Below are 16,385 nucleotides of genomic sequence, written 5' to 3'. Positions count from 1 at the left end.
GTTCGGTGCTGCCACCCTTTCCGTCGGGGATATTCCATGTGCACAAGTAGTCATCCGGCTCGTATGGCAGGCGTAGTGGCGTCACTGATCGGACAAAGTTCCTCTTTTCTCAGCGCCTTCGCTGAAGGCCCTTAGCTTTACCGCCCCGGAAACGAGTGGCGTACCCCTAAGCGAGCAACAAGTGCCCATAGTCGGCCAGCACTTCGCGCGCCTCGGGCACGTCCTCGTAGGCCTTCAGCCGGTGGAGGACCGCCCGGGCCCGCTCCGCCGTGCGCTCCGAGGAAAGATCGCCGGACGTGTCGATGACGCGGCGGGCCTCTTCGGCGGCCTGCTCGGGTTCGTTCGCGTCGGCCAGGGCCACGGCCAGCCACGACCGGTACAGCGCGACCTCCCGGGCGTGCGTGGCGTCGTAGCGTCCCAGCACGTCCCGGAGCAGCGGCACCGCGCGCAGCGGGCGGCGCAGCTCGGTGAACACCCGGGCGTCCATGACCTCCAGCTCCTCGCGGTTCACCCAGTAGGCCCACGTCGGCGCGGTAGGTCCGCCCGTGGCGTCCAGGGCGGCGTGAGCCTCCCCGAGCGCCCGCAGGGCCGGTTGAGCCTCCCCGGCACGTGTATGCGCCCACGCCACGCGGTCCAGGAACAGGGCGCGGGTTGTGGCCGGAGCGTCCGGCCCGGCCTCGGCGACGGCTGCCTTCGCCAGTTTTAGGCCCTCCCGTTCCCGGCCGCTGTTCGTCAGGTGGTAGGCGAGGCTGCCCGCGAGCTGTGCCACCAGCGGCGCGTCCCCGGCCTGACGGGCGGCCGAGAGCCCGAGTCGGTACGCGTGCTCCGCGTCCTCACCCCGACCGGCGTCCGAGGCGATCCATCCGGCGATCTGACCCAACTCCCCAATCTGCACGAGCAGGCCGCGCCCCGTCTCCTCGGAGTGCCCGCACTCGCGGTACAGGCGGACGGCGGCGCGCAGCTCCCGGAAGGCGGGGGCGATCAGGTCACCGCCGGACAGCACATCGTCCGCGAGCCGGAGGCCGTGGACGCGAGCCGCCAGACCGTCCACGGTGGTGGCGCCGATTCGACGGCCACGGGGGGTCGCCAGGGGCTCCAGCACGTCCCCGTCGGGCAGCAGGTCCGGGAGGGTGGCCGCGACCCCGGGAAGGGTAGCCTGACTGTCCCCCCGGGCGTACGCGGCGGCCTGCTCCAGCTCACGCAGCGGCACGCCGAGCACCTGGGCGAAGGTGGGCAGCCACACGTCCGGGACGCGTTCCCCGCGCTCCCACCGGGAGACCTCGTTCCGCGTGATCGACTGGGCGCCCGACACGGCGCACAGCACGGCGGCGAACTGCCGCTGCGAGCGGCCGGAGTGCCGCCGCAGACCGGCGAGGTAGGCGCCGAACTCGCGGCGTCGCTCGGTGGTGTCGCTCATGGTGGCCCCCTTCCGTATCTAGTGTGGCCCCTCCCTGGCCCCCTGGTTGGCTCCTCCGCATGGTCACGCACCCCGGTTACCTGAACGCGAAGCGCCCCGGCGACCGCGTGAACGGCCCCGGGGCCGGCCGATCTGAAGGAAGCAGACCGACATGCCGCAACCTACAACCCGGGCCCGCCAGACCGGGCACCCCGGGTACAGCGAAATCCTGCCGAGGCAGCCCGAGAGCGCAGCCACCGCGCGGCGCCTGCTTCGTACCGCCTGTGCTGTCTGGGGGCTGGACGCATTGGCCGAGGATGGGGCGCTGATCGTCTCCGAGTTGGTGGCCAACGCCGTGCAGCACGCCCGGCGGGAGTCCATCCGGGTCGTCATCGACCGCCCCGGCGCCGCGCGGGTGCGTGTCGGCGTCGCGGACCTCTCCCGGGCGCGGCCGGTGCAGCGCGAAGCCGACGACAACAACGAGGGTGGGCGTGGTCTGCGTCTCGTGGCGGCGCTGGCCGCCGACTGGGGCACGGACGAGCGGCGCTGGGGCAAGATCGTGTGGGCGGACCTGGAGGGGCGCGGGTGACCACGGGAGAGGCCCCCGGCCGCAGTGCGGCCCGTACTCATCTGTCGCAGTTGATCGAGCTGTTCGGCACGGACGGATCCCTGCGGATCAGTACGGCCCCTGCTGAACCCTGGCCGCCCGCCGTCGGCAGAGAGGCCGAGGACGACGAGCAGAACTGACCGTCCCAAGGCGCGGCGAAACCCCGGCCGGTGAACTCGACCGAGCCGGGGCTTCGTCGTCTCACGGTCGTCTCACACAGGTCTCACGAACTGCACGGACTGACCTGGAATTGTGACGCTGACCTGGACGTTTCCGCTCTTCCTGGATCTCACGGACCCCCCTGGACTGTGTTTCGTTCACTGGGGGTCAAGGGGTCGCAGGTTCAAATCCTGTCGTCCCGACGGTTGCGAAGGGTCTTCGCGGGCGGAAGCTCGCGGAGGCCCTTTTCCGTACGGGCGATGTGCCGGCCCGGCGTCGGGCCGTCCCGCCCCACGGCACGGGACCTACGGAAGTCGCCGTGTCCGCCGCCCCCTCGCGGCGGACACGGCATGTGCCGCGGAACGTCTGCCCTCCCCCGAAGGAGACGTTCCGCGGCCGGCCCCCGGCGCCGGTCCGTGGCCACGGCGCCCGGGTGCTGGGGAGCCGCGCGGTCACCAGTACATGACCGCCGTCTCGCCCGCACCCCACGAGGAGTACAGGCGCACCCGGACGGCATAGCGGCGGCCCTTGACGAAACGGGCCCTGATGGCGGCGTTGCGGGGTGTTCCCCCGTCGTCCAGTCCGGCGAGGTAGCGGGGTACGCCGTCCCGCTCCTCGAAGACGACGACGACGGCGTCACTTTCGCCGAAGGTGCCCACGGTGTACTCGCGGGTCTCCGGCGGGTCCACTCGGAAGTCGGCCTGCTCGCCGGGCCCGAGGCCCAGCGGCACCGAGCGGAACGGCACCAGCGGACCAGGCCGGCCGGTGGGCGGGTACCAGCGCAGGGCGAACTCCTTGTCGGCGGCGGAAAGGGTCCCGGGCGGGTGCAGGCCGGAGCGGTAGTGCTCGGGCTCCAGGATCAGCCCCGACGGGAAGGGATACTCCATGATCGACTGCGGGTCCCAGACCCGGCCGTTGGCCTCGTCGCCGTCGAGCTTGCGCAGGATGTTGTGGAAGGTGCGCTCCCGGCTCCAGTGGTTCGGCGGGCCCGCCAGCTCGGTGTAGACGGCCTCGTCGTCCCAGAGGATGCCGGCGAACGGGCTCTGGTGCTCGTGCAGCATGCCGAGCGCGTGCCCGATCTGGTGCAGGGCCGTCGCACGCTCACCCTGCGCGGTCAGGTCCCAGCCGAAGTTCATCGTGCGGTCGTTCAGACCGACCCCGAGCGCGTCCTTGCCCACCGCCGACCAGGAGCCGTCGCCGGGCTGGAAGCCGATGCGCAGCTCCGCCTCCGAACGGTCGCGGACCTCCACGAGGCCGAGCCCGATGCCGAGGCCGAGCCATTCCCGGAAACACTCGCGCACCACGTCCCGCTGCTCTTCGGTCCCCACCCACGAACCCCGCCGCGGCCGTCCGGTGCCCGGCATCGGCACCACCGAGGTGTCGGTGTCGCCGCCGAGGAAGCAGTAGTGCAGCACGGTGCCGTTGACCCACATCCGCTGCCCGCCGACGAGCGCGGCGACGCGCTCGGCGGCCAGCCCCGGTGCGAGCACGGGGGCAGGCTGCTGCGCGAGCGAGCAGTAGCGTGCGGTCATGGTCATCAGGGTGCCGTCCGGCCCGGTACCGGCGCCTGAGTCGGGGGATACTCAAGTCACCCTGTATCAGGGCTGAGTAAGCCGACTCCTGTTGCCGTGACGACTACTCCGCGGGACGCGAAGACGCTGGAAACCCCCTGGCCGTTCACCGGGCGGGCGGACGAACTCGCGCTGGTGCGCGGGTCCGTGACCGCCGGGCGGACCGGCCTCGTGGTGACGGGGCCGGCCGGCTCGGGCAAGACCAGGCTCGTGACGGAGGCCGTGCGCGGCACGGACTGTGCCCGGGCCGCCGGGACGCCCGAGACCCGCGACATCCCCTTCGCCGCCTTCGCCCAACTGCTGCCCGGGACCGTCACCCTGCACCGGGCGGTACGACTCCTGTCCGGCGTGCGGCTGCTGCTGGTCGACGACGCCCACCTGCTCGACGACGCGTCCGCCGCACTCGTGCACCAGCTCGCCGTGCACGGCCGCACCCGACTGCTGGTCGTCACCACCGACGGAACCCGCGTGCCGGGCGCGGTGTCCCGGCTGTGGTCCGGGGAGCTGCTGCCGCGTCTGACCCTGGAACCGCTGCCCCGCGAGGAGACCGCCGAACTCCTCACGGCGGGCTCGGACACCGGCCTGGACCCCCTCACCGTCGACCGGCTGCACCGCCTGAGCCGCGGAGACCTGCGGCTGCTGCGCGAACTGCTGACCGCCGTGCGCGAGCAGGGACTGCTCGTACCGGTGCCGGACACGGACCACCGGGCGTGGCGGGGACCGGTACCGGTCACCGCGACCGTACGGGAGCGCACCGCCCCGGCCCTCGACCGCACCCGCACCGAGGAGCGCGAGACCCTCGAACGGCTCGCCTTCGCCGAGCCCCTGCCCCTGGACCCGGACGCCCCCGACGTGCGCATCCTGGAACGGTTGGAGGCCGAGGGCCTGGTCACCGTCGACGACCACGGTGCCGCCCGTCTCGCGCACCCCCTGCACGGCCCGGTCCTGCGCGCCGCCGCGGGCCGGCTGCGTGCCCGGCGCCTGGCCCGCACCCCGGACCGGTGCGGCCCCGCCCTGGAGGCCGAGCTGGCCGCCCTCGCCCTGCGCATCGAGCGGGCCGACGTACGGACGATGGAGACGCCCGTGGGGGAGTGGCTGGCGGCCGAGGGGGCACCGCTGCCGGCCCGGTACGCGGCCCTGCGGGCCCGGTTCGCCCGGCTGCGCGGCCGGCTGCGCGACGCCGCGGCCTGGGCCCGCGAGGGCCTGCGGACCAGCCACGACGACCTGTCCTGCCTCGGGGAACTCGCCCTGGCACTCGCACAGTCGGGCGACGTGCCGCAGGGCGGCGAGCGGGCGCCGGGCACCTGGGCCGCCTGGTCCGCCGCCGCGCGCGGCGACCTCGACGAGGCGGCCCGGATGGCCGCCGCGGGTGATCCGTACGACGCCGTCCGGCTCGGTGCACCCGAGCGGGCGGCCGGCCGCCTGACCGGTGTCTTCGCCGCACACGCCGACGCCCTCGCGCGCGCGGACGGACCGGCTCTCGACCGGGCGGCCGAGGAGCTGGAGCGGCGCGGGTTCCTGCTGTTCGCGGCCGAGGCGAACGCCCAGGCGGTACGCGCCCACCGCGACCCGCGTGCCGCCCGCACCGCCCGGACCCGCGCCGTCGCCCTCGCCCGGCGCTGCCAGGGCGCCCGCACACCTGCCCTGTCCGGCCTGGTGCTCGGCGAACTCACCGCCCGGCAACGGCAGATCGTCACGCTCGCCGCGGCGGGCCTGAGCAACCGCCAGATCGCGGAGCGGCTCACCCTCTCCGTCCGCACCGTCGGCAACCACCTCTACGGCGCCTACACCCGCCTCGGCGCGGGCGACCGCGGCGCCCTGCCCTGGCTGATGGAACTGCCCGAGCCCCAACCGGCCTGAGTTCCGGCCCGTCCGGGCCCGCGCCCTCTCAGGCCGCCCCGAACGCCGAGAACGCCCACCCGGTCGCCCGGTGCGCCGCGTCGCCCGGCAGCGCGGCCCGCGCGTCGCGCAGCGCCTCCGCCAGGGACAGACCCGCGTCCAGCCCCTTGTGCAGCGCCAGCATCAGCGGCACCACCGCGGCGTCGTTGACCGGCGCGGTGCACGCCACCACCCCGGCCGTGCCCAGCGGCAGCAGCGCGGTGACCAGGCCGAGCAGCTCGTCGGCGCCGACCGACGCGAAGCGGGCGGTGTCGCAGCAGGGCAGGATGATCCGGTACGGACTGCGGTCCAGCCGCTCGAAGTCGTGCACGATGAGCGGACCGTCCGCCATCCGCAGCGACGAGAACAAGGGGCTGTCCGCGCGGAAGGTCCCGTGCGCCGCGATGTGCGCCAGCGCGGCCCCGTCCAGTTCCCGCAACACCCGCGGCACCCGCGCGTCGTCCCCCTCCAGCACGGTCGGTCCGCCGCGCCCGGCGACGACACCGCCTTCCGGCACGGTCCGGAGCCCGTGGCGGTCGCCGCCGGAACGCGTTCGTCCGCCCCCGCCGTCCTCCCGGCGGGCCCCGCAGTCCCCCGGCGCGCGCGGCCCGCCGTACCGTTCGGAGAGCTCGGGTACCTCCGCGCCGCCGCTGGCCAGTCCGGGGCCGCGGACGAGGACCTGGCCCCCGCCGGGCGGGGGAGCGGTGTCCCCCGCCCGCAGCCAGCTGCTCGCCGACGGCGACACGCTCAGGACCCGTTCACGCAGCGCGGGCAACAGGGCCCACGGCACCCGGTGCAGCCGGCCAGGCGGGACCACGACGACCGGACCGGAGCCCAGATGTGCAGCGGCGGGCCCCAGCAGCAGTCGCTGAAGGCGGGCGCCCGCCGCCTCCACCAGCGGCAGCCGCGCCTCGGCCCCGGGATGGGCCAGCCGCCGCAGACCGGCCTGTACGTGCTCCGCCTCCCGCTCCGCCTCGGCCACCAGCCCGGCCTCGAACCGCCGCACCCGTCCCTGCCCGCACAGCAGCACGTGCACGCGCCCGTCGAGCACCGCCAGCTCCACCAGCCGTACGCCGTCGCCCAGCCGCCGCAGCAGCCGGCCCACGTCGAACCGGTCGCCGTCACCGGGCGCCTCACCGCGCATGTGCAGGGTGCGGGAGCGGATCTCCCGTTCCAGGCGCCGCTGTTCGCGCTCCAGGGCGGGAACGGGCCGGCCACCGTCGGTGCGGGCCTCGTCCGCGCGGGCGGCGAGCTCCCGGAACGCCGTCATGGTGCTCAGCAGCACCGGATCTGCGGGCGGCCGGGTCGGCGGCGCCGACAGCACCGTCGCCCGCCAGCGCTCGCTCCAGCCCAGCAGCCGCCGCGGCCCGCCCGAGACCAGGGACGCCCGCTGCGCCAGCGCCGCCAGCTCCGCGCCCTGCGCGGTGGCCCGGGCCCGCAGCTCCGAGGCGCCCAGCGTCATCCGGTGGTCGTCGAGGACGTCCAGACCGCGCCGGCAGGCCTCCAGCACACCCCGCGCCGAACCGGCCGCCCGCGCCCGCAGCGCCTGTGCGGCCCAGCCCGTCATCCGCGCCAGCGGCGGCCCGTTGTGACGGCTGCGGGCGGCCACCGCCAGGTGCCGTTCGGCGTCCGCCGTCCAGCCGAGATCCAGCGCGATGCGGCCCGCCAGCAGGGAAGCCTCCGGCGCGGCCGGCGCCCCGAAGGCCGCCAGTCGCTCCGCCACCGCCGCCGCGTCCGCGACCAGCCGGCCCGACCCGCGCCCCGTGGCGACCCGCGCCTCGATCAGCACCAGCCGGGCGTGCGTCTCGTACCAGGTGCGCCGCTGCCCGGCGAACAGCCGGACGGCGACGGCCGCGCGTGCGAGCGCGGTCTGCGGCTCGCCCGCCAGCCGGGCCGCCCGCGCGGCCACCAGCAGCAGCTCCGCCTTGCGGGTGGACTGCCCGCCGATCCCGTCCAGCGCCGCGATCGCCCCGTCCGCCTCGGTCAGCGCCTCGGTGGCCAGCCCCGCCGCCATCAGCACCTCGCAGCGCCGGATGGTGAGCATGAACGTCGGCGTGCCCAGCTTCGCGTACCGCTCCTCCGCCTCGTCCAGCAGCCTGAGCGCCGCCGGCACGTCACCCGACCGGAACGCCGCGAGCCCCCGGCTCTCCACCGCGTCGGCCTTGTCGTGCTCCTGGCCCGTGGTGTCCCACAGCGCCTCGGCCGCGGTGAAGTCCGCGTCCGCCCGCTCCACCGAGCCCAGCGCCAGATGCACGGTCGCCCGCAGCGTCAGCGCCCGCGCCGTCCAGATCACGTCGTCCGCCTGCCGCAGCACCGGGATCGCCCGCCTTACGTCCTCCAGCGCCTCGCCGTGCCGGCCCAGCACCCACCACACGTACGCCCGCCGGTACAGCACCCGCGCGCGCGTGTGTCCGCTTCCACGCGCCACGCCCCGCTCGAACGCGGCCAGCCCCTCCCGGGTACGGCCGGTGTGCACCAGCGCCACCCCCAGCGTGGCCAGTACGTCCGCCTCCCGTTCGGCCGAGTCGGCGCGGGCCGCCAGAACACGCGCCCGCCGCAGATGGGCCAGGGCCCGCCGGGTGTCGCCGAAGTCCCGCTGCCAGATGCCGATCACCTGATGGGCGATCGAGGCGTGCAGCGGCGAGGGGTCCGCACCCAGCAACTCCTCCGCCCGCGTCAGCGCTTCGCCCGGGGCGGCGAACACCATCGGCAGCAGTTGGAAAACCGGGTCGTCTCGCGCCGTCACCCCAGGGATGCTAGTGCTCCGCAACCACGCCACACAGGTTCGAGTCTGTATCAATCGGCCACCCCGGGACTCTGATTGACGACCGCGGCCACGACCGTGGACACGACCACGGCCACGACCGTCGTCACCGCCGCCGCCTCAGTGGAGGACAAGCCATGGCACCACAGCGATTCCGTGAGCAGTTCGACCAGATCCAGCGCTCGATGCCGGACGTCCCGCTGGCGATGGGCCCGGACGACTCCGCCGAGTTCTTCTACGAGAAGGGCGTCGTCCTCGCCCGCGACGGCGAGGAGGCCCGCCTCGTCGAGGACACCGTGCGCGACCACTTCACCACGATGGCCGGTCTGGCCCCGGACCACGTACGCCGGGCGGGCCCCGAGTCCAACCGCACCGGCATCACCCGCATCCAGGTCGCCGACCCCGGCGAGGGTGTCCGCGACGGCGACCCCACCGTCGCCCACGCCCTGCGTTCGCTCAGGACGGCGGAGGGCCGCGCGGGCCGCCGGCTGATCAGCCGCAACCACGTCGTCTCCATCGCCGTCAACGCCTGCCCCGGCGACGAGCCCGTGCCCGTCCCGGCGAGCGAGCCGCCGAACCCGGCCGCCGCCACGACCCCGTACGACGCCGCGACCGCCGTCGGCGTCCTCGTCATCGACACCGGCCTCATGCACGACTACCGGTCCTACCCGCTGCTGGCCCACACCGGGGGCGACGCCCAGATCAGGGAGTGCGACGACGACGGCGTCCTCCAGCAGTACGTCGGGCACGGCACCTTCATCGCCGGGCTCGTCGCCGCCGTCGCGCCCAACACCGAGGTGACCGTCCGCAACACGCTCAACGACGCGGGCGCGATCCTGGAGTCCGAGCTGGGCGAGAAGCTCTTCGAGGCAGTCGACCGAGGCGGCTGGCCGGAGGTCCTCAGCCTCTCCGCCGGTACCTCCAACGGCCGCACCGACGGCCTGCTCGGCGTCCACGCCTTCATGGAGGAACTCCGCGGCCAGCGCACCCTGCTGGTCGCCGCCGCGGGCAACAACGCCAGCGCCACCCCCTTCTGGCCCGCCGCCTACGCTACCGTCCCCGGCTGGGAGAACTCCGTACTGTCGGTCGGCGCGCTGCGCTCCGACGGCGAGTTCGGCGCCTGCTTCAGCAACCACGGCGGCTGGGTCAGGGCCTACGCCCCCGGCGAGCGCCTCACCGGCGCCCTCACGGGCTTCGCGGCGCCCGTGCCGTACGTCTACCAGCACTCCACCTACGACGCCTGCCGGTTCGGCTTCACCTACACCTGCACCTGCCAGTACCCCCGGCACAGCGGGGTACTGAGCGAGCCGGGCGAGGCACCCGCCAAGCCGGACCAGGTGATGTTCGAAGGGCACGCGCAGTGGAGCGGCACCTCCTTCGCCGCCCCCGTGGCCGCGGGCCTCGTCGCCTCCCACATGACGGCGCGCAAGGAGACCGATCCGCGCGAGGCCGGCAGGCAACTGCTCGCGGCCGGCACCGAGTACGCGGAGGTGCGCGGAGCTCACGTGCCCGCGCTGCTGCCGCCCACCTGGCGCCCGGTCCCCGTCGACCCGTCGGCCGACGGGTCGTGAGCGGCCCGATGCCGGTCGGAACCACCCACTCCACGGCGTACGATGGCAGGTCGTACACGAGGGGTGGGACCGTGGACCGTGCAGATGTCGGGGCGCTCGTCCAGTCGGCGGCCGACGGGGACGCGGCGGCCTGGAAGTCACTGGTGGACGGGCTCGGCCCGCTCGTGTGGTCCGTCGTGCGGTCGCACGGGCTGTCCGACGCCGACGCGCACGAGGTGTACCAGACCGCCTGGTTCCGGTTCGCCCAGCACCTGGGGCGGATCCGCGAACCGGAGAAGACCGGCTCCTGGCTGGCGAGCACGGCACGCCACGAGTGCCTGAAGCTGCTCAAGGCGTCGAGGCGGTGGACGCCGACCGACGATCCGCAGCTGCTCGACCGGCCGAGCGAGGACCGTACGCCGGAGGAGTCGGTGCTCGACTCCGAGGAGGCCGCCGCGCAGACCGAGCGCGTACGGCTGCTGTGGCAGGAGTTCGAGGAACTGGGCGAGCGGTGCCGCCGGTTGCTGCGAGTGCTGATCTCCTCGCCACCGCCCAGTTATCAGGAGGTGTCCGCCGCGCTGGGCATCGCGGTGGGCAGCATCGGGCCGATGCGCCAGCGCTGTCTGCGCCGGCTGCGGGCCCGGCTGGAGGCACGGGGGACACGATGAGCGATCTGAACGACGGATACGGCGAGTCCGGCGATTACGGCGAGTCCGGCGATCACGGCGAGTCTGGCGATCACGGCGATTACGAAGGCTCACAGGGAGAGCCGGGCGAAGGCTCTTTCACGGACGCGGAGCTGGACGCCGGTGTCCTGGAGGAGGAACTTCGCCAGGCCGCCGCGATCCTGGACCCGGTCCCGGCCGAGCTGCGGCGGATCGCCGTCGACGCCTTCGTCCTGCACGACATGGACGCCCGGGTCGCCGAGCTGACCTTCGACTCGCTGGTCGACGCCATCCCGGTCAGGGGAGAGACGGACCCGCCACGCATGCTGACCTTCCGCACGGACGAGACGACCGTCGACGTCGAGGTGACCGCGGGTGGTCTGATCGGGCAGGTGCTGCCGCCGGGGCCGGCCGGGATCGAGGTGCTGAGCGGCCCGTTGGCCCCTGCGCGTCTGACTGCCGACGACATGGGCCGCTTCACCGGCGAGGCACCACCCGCCGGCCCGTTCGCGCTGCGGCTGCGGACCGGCCGGGAGGTGGTCGTGACGGAGTGGCTGCGCGCCTGAACATGTCGTCCACCAGGTGCAGGGCAGGGCGCGCGGACCCCTGATCACGGTCTTGCGGCGCCAGGCCACCTGATCGGCGGGGACCACGAGCCGCGGTCCCGGCGGCCGCTCCAGCAGCGTGTCGACGAGGAGCTCGGCCCTCGTCCGGGCGGGCACGGCATCCGTGCGCAAGCGGCGCCCGTCGCCGGGGCCGGGTGCGGGTGGGGGAACGCCGGGTGCGGGTGGGGAACGGAGCGCGGGGCCGGGCCGACGGTCAGGCGGACACGGCGTCCACGAGCGCCGCCAGCGACGCGGCGAGCCGGGGCAGGCCCGGGCCGGCCGGGCCGCCCGGCTCCGTCATGTAGGTGTCCCGGCGGATCTCCACCATCAGCGCGCCGACCTCGCTCCGCTTCCCGTAGAAGTCCAGCGGCACGTACGCCCCTCCGAACGGACTGTCCAGGCCGGTCCCGCCGCACGGGGCGAAGGCCGCCCGGGCAGCCGCGAGCAGCTCGGGCGGTGTGTGGAAGCCGTCGGTGCCCAGGCAGACGGGCGGGCGCGGGCCTTCGCCGTGCAGCTCGTAGGGCAGGGGCTCACTCGGGTAGGAGTGCACGTCGATGATCACGGCCCGGCCGGTGACCGCGAGCCGGCCTGCGACCGCCTCGGTCATCGCCCGCGCGTAGGGACGGAAGTAGCGCTCGATCAGCGGTTCCGGGTCGGTGCCGTCCGACCGCAGCACCTCGCGGTGCGACGTCCGCGTGTACACGGCACCCATCCCGACGGCCGTCATCTCCTCCCGCTCGTCCGGAAACCGCTCAGGGTCGACCACCAGCCGCGACGCCCGGTTCACGAACCGCCAGGGTGTGAGACCGGCCAGTGCGGAGGCCCGCTCGGCGATCTCCGCCGTGTGCGAGTCGGTCATGTGGTCCAGCTCCCGTTCCAGCTCCGCCTCCCCCAGGACGATGCCGGGACGCACGTCGGCGGGTATCCGCCGGGAGGAGTGCGGCACGTGCAGGATCACCGGCGACGCGGCGGCGCCCGGGAGGAGGGCGAAGGCGGCGGTGGTGCCGGTCATACGGGCGCTCCGAAGGCGTGGGAATCGACAGACGGGCACCCCGCCTCCGCCGGGACGGAGGCGGGGTGCCCGTGGGACGTGCGGGGCTCCGGGGCGATCAGGCGAAGGAGGCCAGCGCCTCGTTCCAGGTGGCCGACGGGCGCATGACCTCGGCCGCCCTGGCCGGGTCGGGCTGGTAGTAGCCGCCGATCTCGGCGGGCTTGCCCTGTACGGCGTTCAGCTCCTCGACGATCTGCTGCTCGGCGGCGGTGAGCGTCTCGGCGAGCGGGGCGAAGGCCTTGGCCAGGTCCGCGTCGTCGGTCTGCTCGGCCAGCTCCCGCGCCCAGTACAGGGACAGGTAGAAGTGGCTGCCGCGGTTGTCGATGCCGCCGACACGACGGGTCGGGGACTTGTCCTCGTTGAGGAAGGTCGCCGTGGCGCGGTCGAGGGCGTCGGCCAGAACCTTGGCACGGGTGTTGCCGGTGGTCTCGGCGTACTGCTCCAGGGACGGCACCAGGGCGAAGAACTCGCCGAGGGAGTCCCAGCGCAGGTAGTCCTCCTTGACCAGCTGCTGCACGTGCTTGGGGGCCGAACCGCCGGCGCCGGTCTCGAAGAGGCCGCCGCCCGCCATCAGCGGGACGACCGACAGCATCTTGGCGCTGGTGCCCAGCTCCAGGATCGGGAAGAGGTCGGTCAGGTAGTCGCGCAGGACGTTGCCGGTCACCGAGATGGTGTTCTCGCCGCGGCGGATGCGCTCCACCGACAGCTTGGTCGCCTCGACCGGGGACAGGATCCTGATGTCCAGACCCTCGGTGTCGTGCTCCGGCAGGTACCGCTCGACCTTGGCGATCAGGTTGGCGTCGTGGGCGCGGCCCGCGTCCAGCCAGAAGACGGCCGGGTCGCCGGTGGCGCGGGCCCGGGTGACGGCCAGCTTGACCCAGTCGCGGATCGGGGCGTCCTTGGTCTGGCAGGCGCGGAAGATGTCACCGGCGGAGACCGCCTGCTCCAGCACGGCGTTTCCGGCGGCGTCGACCAGACGGACCGTGCCCGTGGTGGGGATCTCGAAGGTCTTGTCGTGGCTGCCGTACTCCTCGGCCTTCTGCGCCATGAGGCCCACGTTCGGCACGGAACCCATGGTGGAGGGGTCGTAGGCGCCGTTGGCGCGGCAGTCCTCGATGACGGCCTGGTACACGCCGGCGTAGGAGGAGTCCGGGATGACGGCGAGGGCGTCGTGCTCCTGGCCGTCCGCGCCCCACATGTGACCGGAGGTGCGGATCATCGCCGGCATGGAGGCGTCGATGATGACGTCCGAGGGCACGTGCAGGTTGGTGATGCCCTTGTCGGAGTCGACCATCGCCAGCTCCGGGCCCTCGGCGAGCTCGGCGTCGAAGGAGGCCTTGATCTCGGCGCCCTCGGGCAGGGACTCCAGGCCCTTGTAGATGCCGCCCAGACCGTCGTTCGGGGTGAGGCCGGCCTTGGCGAGCACGTCGCCGTACCGGGCGAAGGTCTTCGGGAAGAAGGCGCGGACCACGTGGCCGAAGATGATCGGGTCGGAGACCTTCATCATCGTGGCCTTCAGGTGCACCGAGTAGAGGATTCCCTCGGCCTTGGCACGGGCGACCTGGGCGGTGAGGAACTCGCGCAGGGCGGCGACGCGCAGTACGGAGGCGTCGACGACCTCGTCCTTCTTCACCGGCACGGACTCGCGCAGCACCGTGGTGGTGCCGTCGTCGCCGACCAGCTCGATCCGCAGGGCGCCGTCCTCGGCGATCACCACCGACTTCTCGGTGGAGCGGAAGTCGTTCTCGCCCATGGTCGCGACGTTCGTCCTGGACTCGCCGGTCCAGGCGCCCATGCGGTGCGGGTGGGTCTTGGCGTAGTTCTTCACCGAGGCCGGGGCACGGCGGTCGGAGTTGCCCTCGCGCAGGACCGGGTTGACCGCGGAGCCCTTGACCTTGTCGTAGCGGGCGCGGATGTCGCGCTCCTCGTCGGTCTTCGGGTCGTCCGGGTAGGCCGGCAGGGCGTAGCCCCGGCCCTGCAGCTCGGCGACGGCCGCCTTGAGCTGCGGGATCGACGCCGAGATGTTCGGCAGCTTGATGATGTTGGCGGCGGGCGTCTTGGCCAGCTCGCCGAGCTCCGCGAGGGCGTCCGGGATGCGCTGGTCCTCGGTCAGGTACTCCGGGAACAGGGCGATGATGCGGCCTGCCAGCGAGATGTCGCGGATCTCGACCGCGACACCCGCCTGCGAGGCGTACGCCCGGACCACCGGCAGGAACGAATACGTCGCCAGGGCCGGGGCCTCGTCAGTGTGTGTATAGATGATGGTCGAGTCAGTCACCGGGTACTCCGCTCCACGTCTGCAACATTGCTCGACATCAAGATATCTCGTGATCGACCTCGGCTCGACAGGGGTCGCGCGCGGATTCCGGCCACCCGGGCACCCGGGCACGCGACCCCCGCCCCGTCAATCGAACGGACGTGCGATTATGTGGTGATCAGGTGATCAGGTGATCAGGTGAACGGGACGACGTCCTCGCCCGCCCGCTGCTGCGGAAGGACCACGGCCCCCTGCTGGAGCGCGACCGTCCGCGCGGGCGACGGAATCCGGATGCCCTCCGCGCGGTAGCGCCGGTGCAGGCGCTTGATGAACTCGTGCTTGACCCGGTACTGGTCGCTGAACTCGCCCACGCCCAGGATCACCGTGAAGCCGATCCGCGAGTCGCCGAACGTGTGGAAACGCACCGCCGGCTCGTGCTCCGGCACCGCGCCGCTGATCTCGGTCATCACCTCGGCGATCACCTCGGTCGTCACCCGCTCCACGTGCTCCAGGTCACTGTCGTAGGAGACGCCGACCTGGACCAGCACCGTGAGCCGCTGCTCCGGTCGCATGAAGTTGGTCATGTTCGACTTCGCGAGCTGCCCGTTCGGGATCACGACCAGGTTGTTGGACAGCTCGCGGACGGTGGTCTGGCGCCAGTTGATGTCCTCGACGTAACCCTCCTCGCCGCTGCTGAGCTGGATGTAGTCACCCGGCTGCACGGTCTTCGAGGCGAGGATGTGAATGCCCGCGAAGAGGTTGGCCAGCGTGTCCTGAAGGGCCAGCGCGACCGCCAGGCCCCCCACGCCCAGGGCGGTGAGCATCGGCGCGATGGAGACGCCCAGCGTCTGCAGCATCACCAGGAAGCCGATGGCCAGCACCAGGATCCGGGTGATGTTGACGAAGATCGTGGCCGAGCCGGCCACCCCGGAGCGGGACGTCGTCACCGTCCGTACCAGACCGGCGATCACCCGGGCCGCCGTCACCGTCGTCACGAAGATCAGCAGGACCGTCAGCACCTGGTTGACGCCGTGCTGCACCGTCCGCGTCAGCGGCAGCGCCGCCGCCGCACCGGCCACCCCGCCCGCGACCGCCGCCCACGGCACCACGGTGCGCAGCGCGGCCACGATCACGTCGTCGCCGCCCCAGCGGGTGCGCCCGGCGTGTCCCGCCAGCCACCGCAGCAGCATCCGCAGCAGGAACGCCGCCAGCAGGCCCGCCCCCAGCGCGATGCCGGCGGGTACCAGCCGGTCCATGGTCAGGTCGTCGGTCACCGGCCACCTCCGGTGGGCACGGATGCGGCGAAGCCCCTCGCCGACGGCCGGATGTGATTGCTCGTCACGTCGTCACCTGCTCGATACCTACGGGATGTCGGGGATGCGATCGGCCGAACCGCATGACAGTTCGACCGGCGCGAGGGCTCATCCTGCCGTACACCGGGCGCCGTTCCCTACCGTGCCGAGCGGCGGACCTGGCGATGCGGACACCGCGCTCGGCCGGTTCCGCCTGCCCACGGCCGTCGCCGTACGCCGCGGTCGTGGACGTGCCGTACGAACGGCGGACGACGAACCACCACACGGTGGCCGATACCCGTACGACGGCCGGGGCGGGGGCGGCGTAGTCATCGTGTCGACCGTCACCGGGGGCGACCGCGGGAGGCGGAACAGCACGGTGACCAACGCCACCACACCACCGCGACCCACCCGGCCGGCCTGCTCCACCGCCCCAGGTTCCAGGGCCCCGGCTGCACCCGGTCACCGGCCCGCGGGCGCAGCAGCACCGGGACGGCGTACGCCTGGAGGATGCCGATGACGTCGAGGGCGGTCACCGCGCGCCGTAAGCCGTCGCCGAGTACGCGGTCGCCCCCCCCGGGGGCGGGCCG

Annotated in this window: 12 protein-coding genes and 1 pseudogene; 6 read left to right on the top strand and 7 right to left on the bottom strand. The window is 73.4% G+C overall.

Translation table 11 applies throughout. From position 1 onward, the window contains the following. Positions 1-166: 166 nt before the first annotated feature. A complete protein-coding gene (locus ACGFYH_RS16460) occupies positions 167-1,417 on the bottom strand; it encodes a helix-turn-helix domain-containing protein (protein WP_393803810.1) in 1,251 nt (416 codons plus the stop codon). 151 nt (positions 1,418-1,568) lie between these two features. Between ACGFYH_RS16460 and ACGFYH_RS16455 the strand changes: the two genes are divergently transcribed. After that, entirely contained in the window at positions 1,569-1,985 is a 417-nt protein-coding gene (locus tag ACGFYH_RS16455) for an ATP-binding protein (RefSeq protein ID WP_356408850.1), read from the top strand. Further along, positions 1,982-2,143 carry a hypothetical protein gene (locus ACGFYH_RS16450; protein WP_393803809.1) on the top strand — a complete coding sequence of 54 codons (162 nt, stop codon included), beginning with the start codon at positions 1,982-1,984 and terminating at the stop codon, positions 2,141-2,143. The genes ACGFYH_RS16455 and ACGFYH_RS16450 overlap by 4 nt, the downstream gene beginning before the upstream one ends. Positions 2,144-2,614: 471 nt before the next feature. Here ACGFYH_RS16450 and ACGFYH_RS16445 read toward each other — a convergent pair whose 3' ends face one another. Beyond that, the gene (locus tag ACGFYH_RS16445; protein WP_393803808.1) at positions 2,615-3,694 is read right to left on the bottom strand and encodes a hypothetical protein; all 1,080 of its coding nucleotides are present in this window, start codon (positions 3,692-3,694) and stop codon (positions 2,615-2,617) included. Between the two features lie 96 nt (positions 3,695-3,790). Here ACGFYH_RS16445 and ACGFYH_RS16440 point away from each other — a divergent pair, with 96 nt between their 5' ends. Further along, on the top strand, positions 3,791-5,593 hold the full coding sequence (locus tag ACGFYH_RS16440) for a LuxR C-terminal-related transcriptional regulator (protein WP_393803807.1): 1,803 nt from the start codon (positions 3,791-3,793) through the stop codon (positions 5,591-5,593). A 28-nt stretch (positions 5,594-5,621) separates the two neighbouring features. Here the strand turns inward: ACGFYH_RS16440 and ACGFYH_RS16435 are convergent, their stop codons facing one another. Beyond that, on the bottom strand, positions 5,622-8,318 hold the full coding sequence (locus tag ACGFYH_RS16435) for a CHAT domain-containing protein (RefSeq protein ID WP_393803903.1): 2,697 nt from the start codon (positions 8,316-8,318) through the stop codon (positions 5,622-5,624). 194 nt (positions 8,319-8,512) lie between these two features. Between ACGFYH_RS16435 and ACGFYH_RS16430 the strand changes: the two genes are divergently transcribed. From ACGFYH_RS16430 to ACGFYH_RS16420, 3 genes are all read left to right on the top strand, one after another. Further along, on the top strand, positions 8,513-9,946 hold the full coding sequence (locus ACGFYH_RS16430) for a S8/S53 family peptidase (RefSeq protein WP_393803806.1): 1,434 nt from the start codon (positions 8,513-8,515) through the stop codon (positions 9,944-9,946). Between the two features lie 71 nt (positions 9,947-10,017). Beyond that, complete coding sequence (locus ACGFYH_RS16425; RefSeq protein WP_393803805.1) at positions 10,018-10,593, top strand: RNA polymerase sigma factor; 576 nt, start codon at positions 10,018-10,020, stop codon at positions 10,591-10,593. Beyond that, complete coding sequence (locus ACGFYH_RS16420) at positions 10,590-11,156, top strand: hypothetical protein (RefSeq protein ID WP_393803804.1); 567 nt, start codon at positions 10,590-10,592, stop codon at positions 11,154-11,156. Before ACGFYH_RS16425 ends, ACGFYH_RS16420 begins: the two co-directional genes overlap by 4 nt. A 253-nt stretch (positions 11,157-11,409) precedes the next feature. On the opposite strand, the gene ACGFYH_RS16415 is transcribed toward ACGFYH_RS16420, so the two are convergent. The 4 genes and pseudogenes from ACGFYH_RS16415 to ACGFYH_RS16400 form a co-directional block, all read right to left on the bottom strand. Further along, positions 11,410-12,207 (bottom strand): N-formylglutamate amidohydrolase, encoded by a 798-nt coding sequence (locus ACGFYH_RS16415; RefSeq protein WP_393803803.1) that lies wholly within the window; start codon positions 12,205-12,207, stop codon positions 11,410-11,412. Between the two features lie 97 nt (positions 12,208-12,304). Then, the gene (locus ACGFYH_RS16410) at positions 12,305-14,524 is read right to left on the bottom strand and encodes an NADP-dependent isocitrate dehydrogenase (RefSeq protein WP_393803802.1); all 2,220 of its coding nucleotides are present in this window, start codon (positions 14,522-14,524) and stop codon (positions 12,305-12,307) included. Between the two features lie 173 nt (positions 14,525-14,697). Beyond that, positions 14,698-15,759 carry a mechanosensitive ion channel family protein gene (locus tag ACGFYH_RS16405; protein ID WP_393803902.1) on the bottom strand — a complete coding sequence of 354 codons (1,062 nt, stop codon included), beginning with the start codon at positions 15,757-15,759 and terminating at the stop codon, positions 14,698-14,700. A 235-nt stretch (positions 15,760-15,994) separates the two neighbouring features. Then, positions 15,995-16,357 (bottom strand): annotated as a pseudogene (locus ACGFYH_RS16400) (amino acid permease); the annotation flags it as partial. Positions 16,358-16,385 lie beyond the last annotated feature (28 nt).

The sequence above is a fragment of the Streptomyces sp. NPDC048392 genome (assembly GCF_043200575.1).
GTDB lineage: Bacteria > Actinomycetota > Actinomycetes > Streptomycetales > Streptomycetaceae > Streptomyces.
This window is presented reverse-complemented; position numbering and strand designations above follow the sequence as displayed.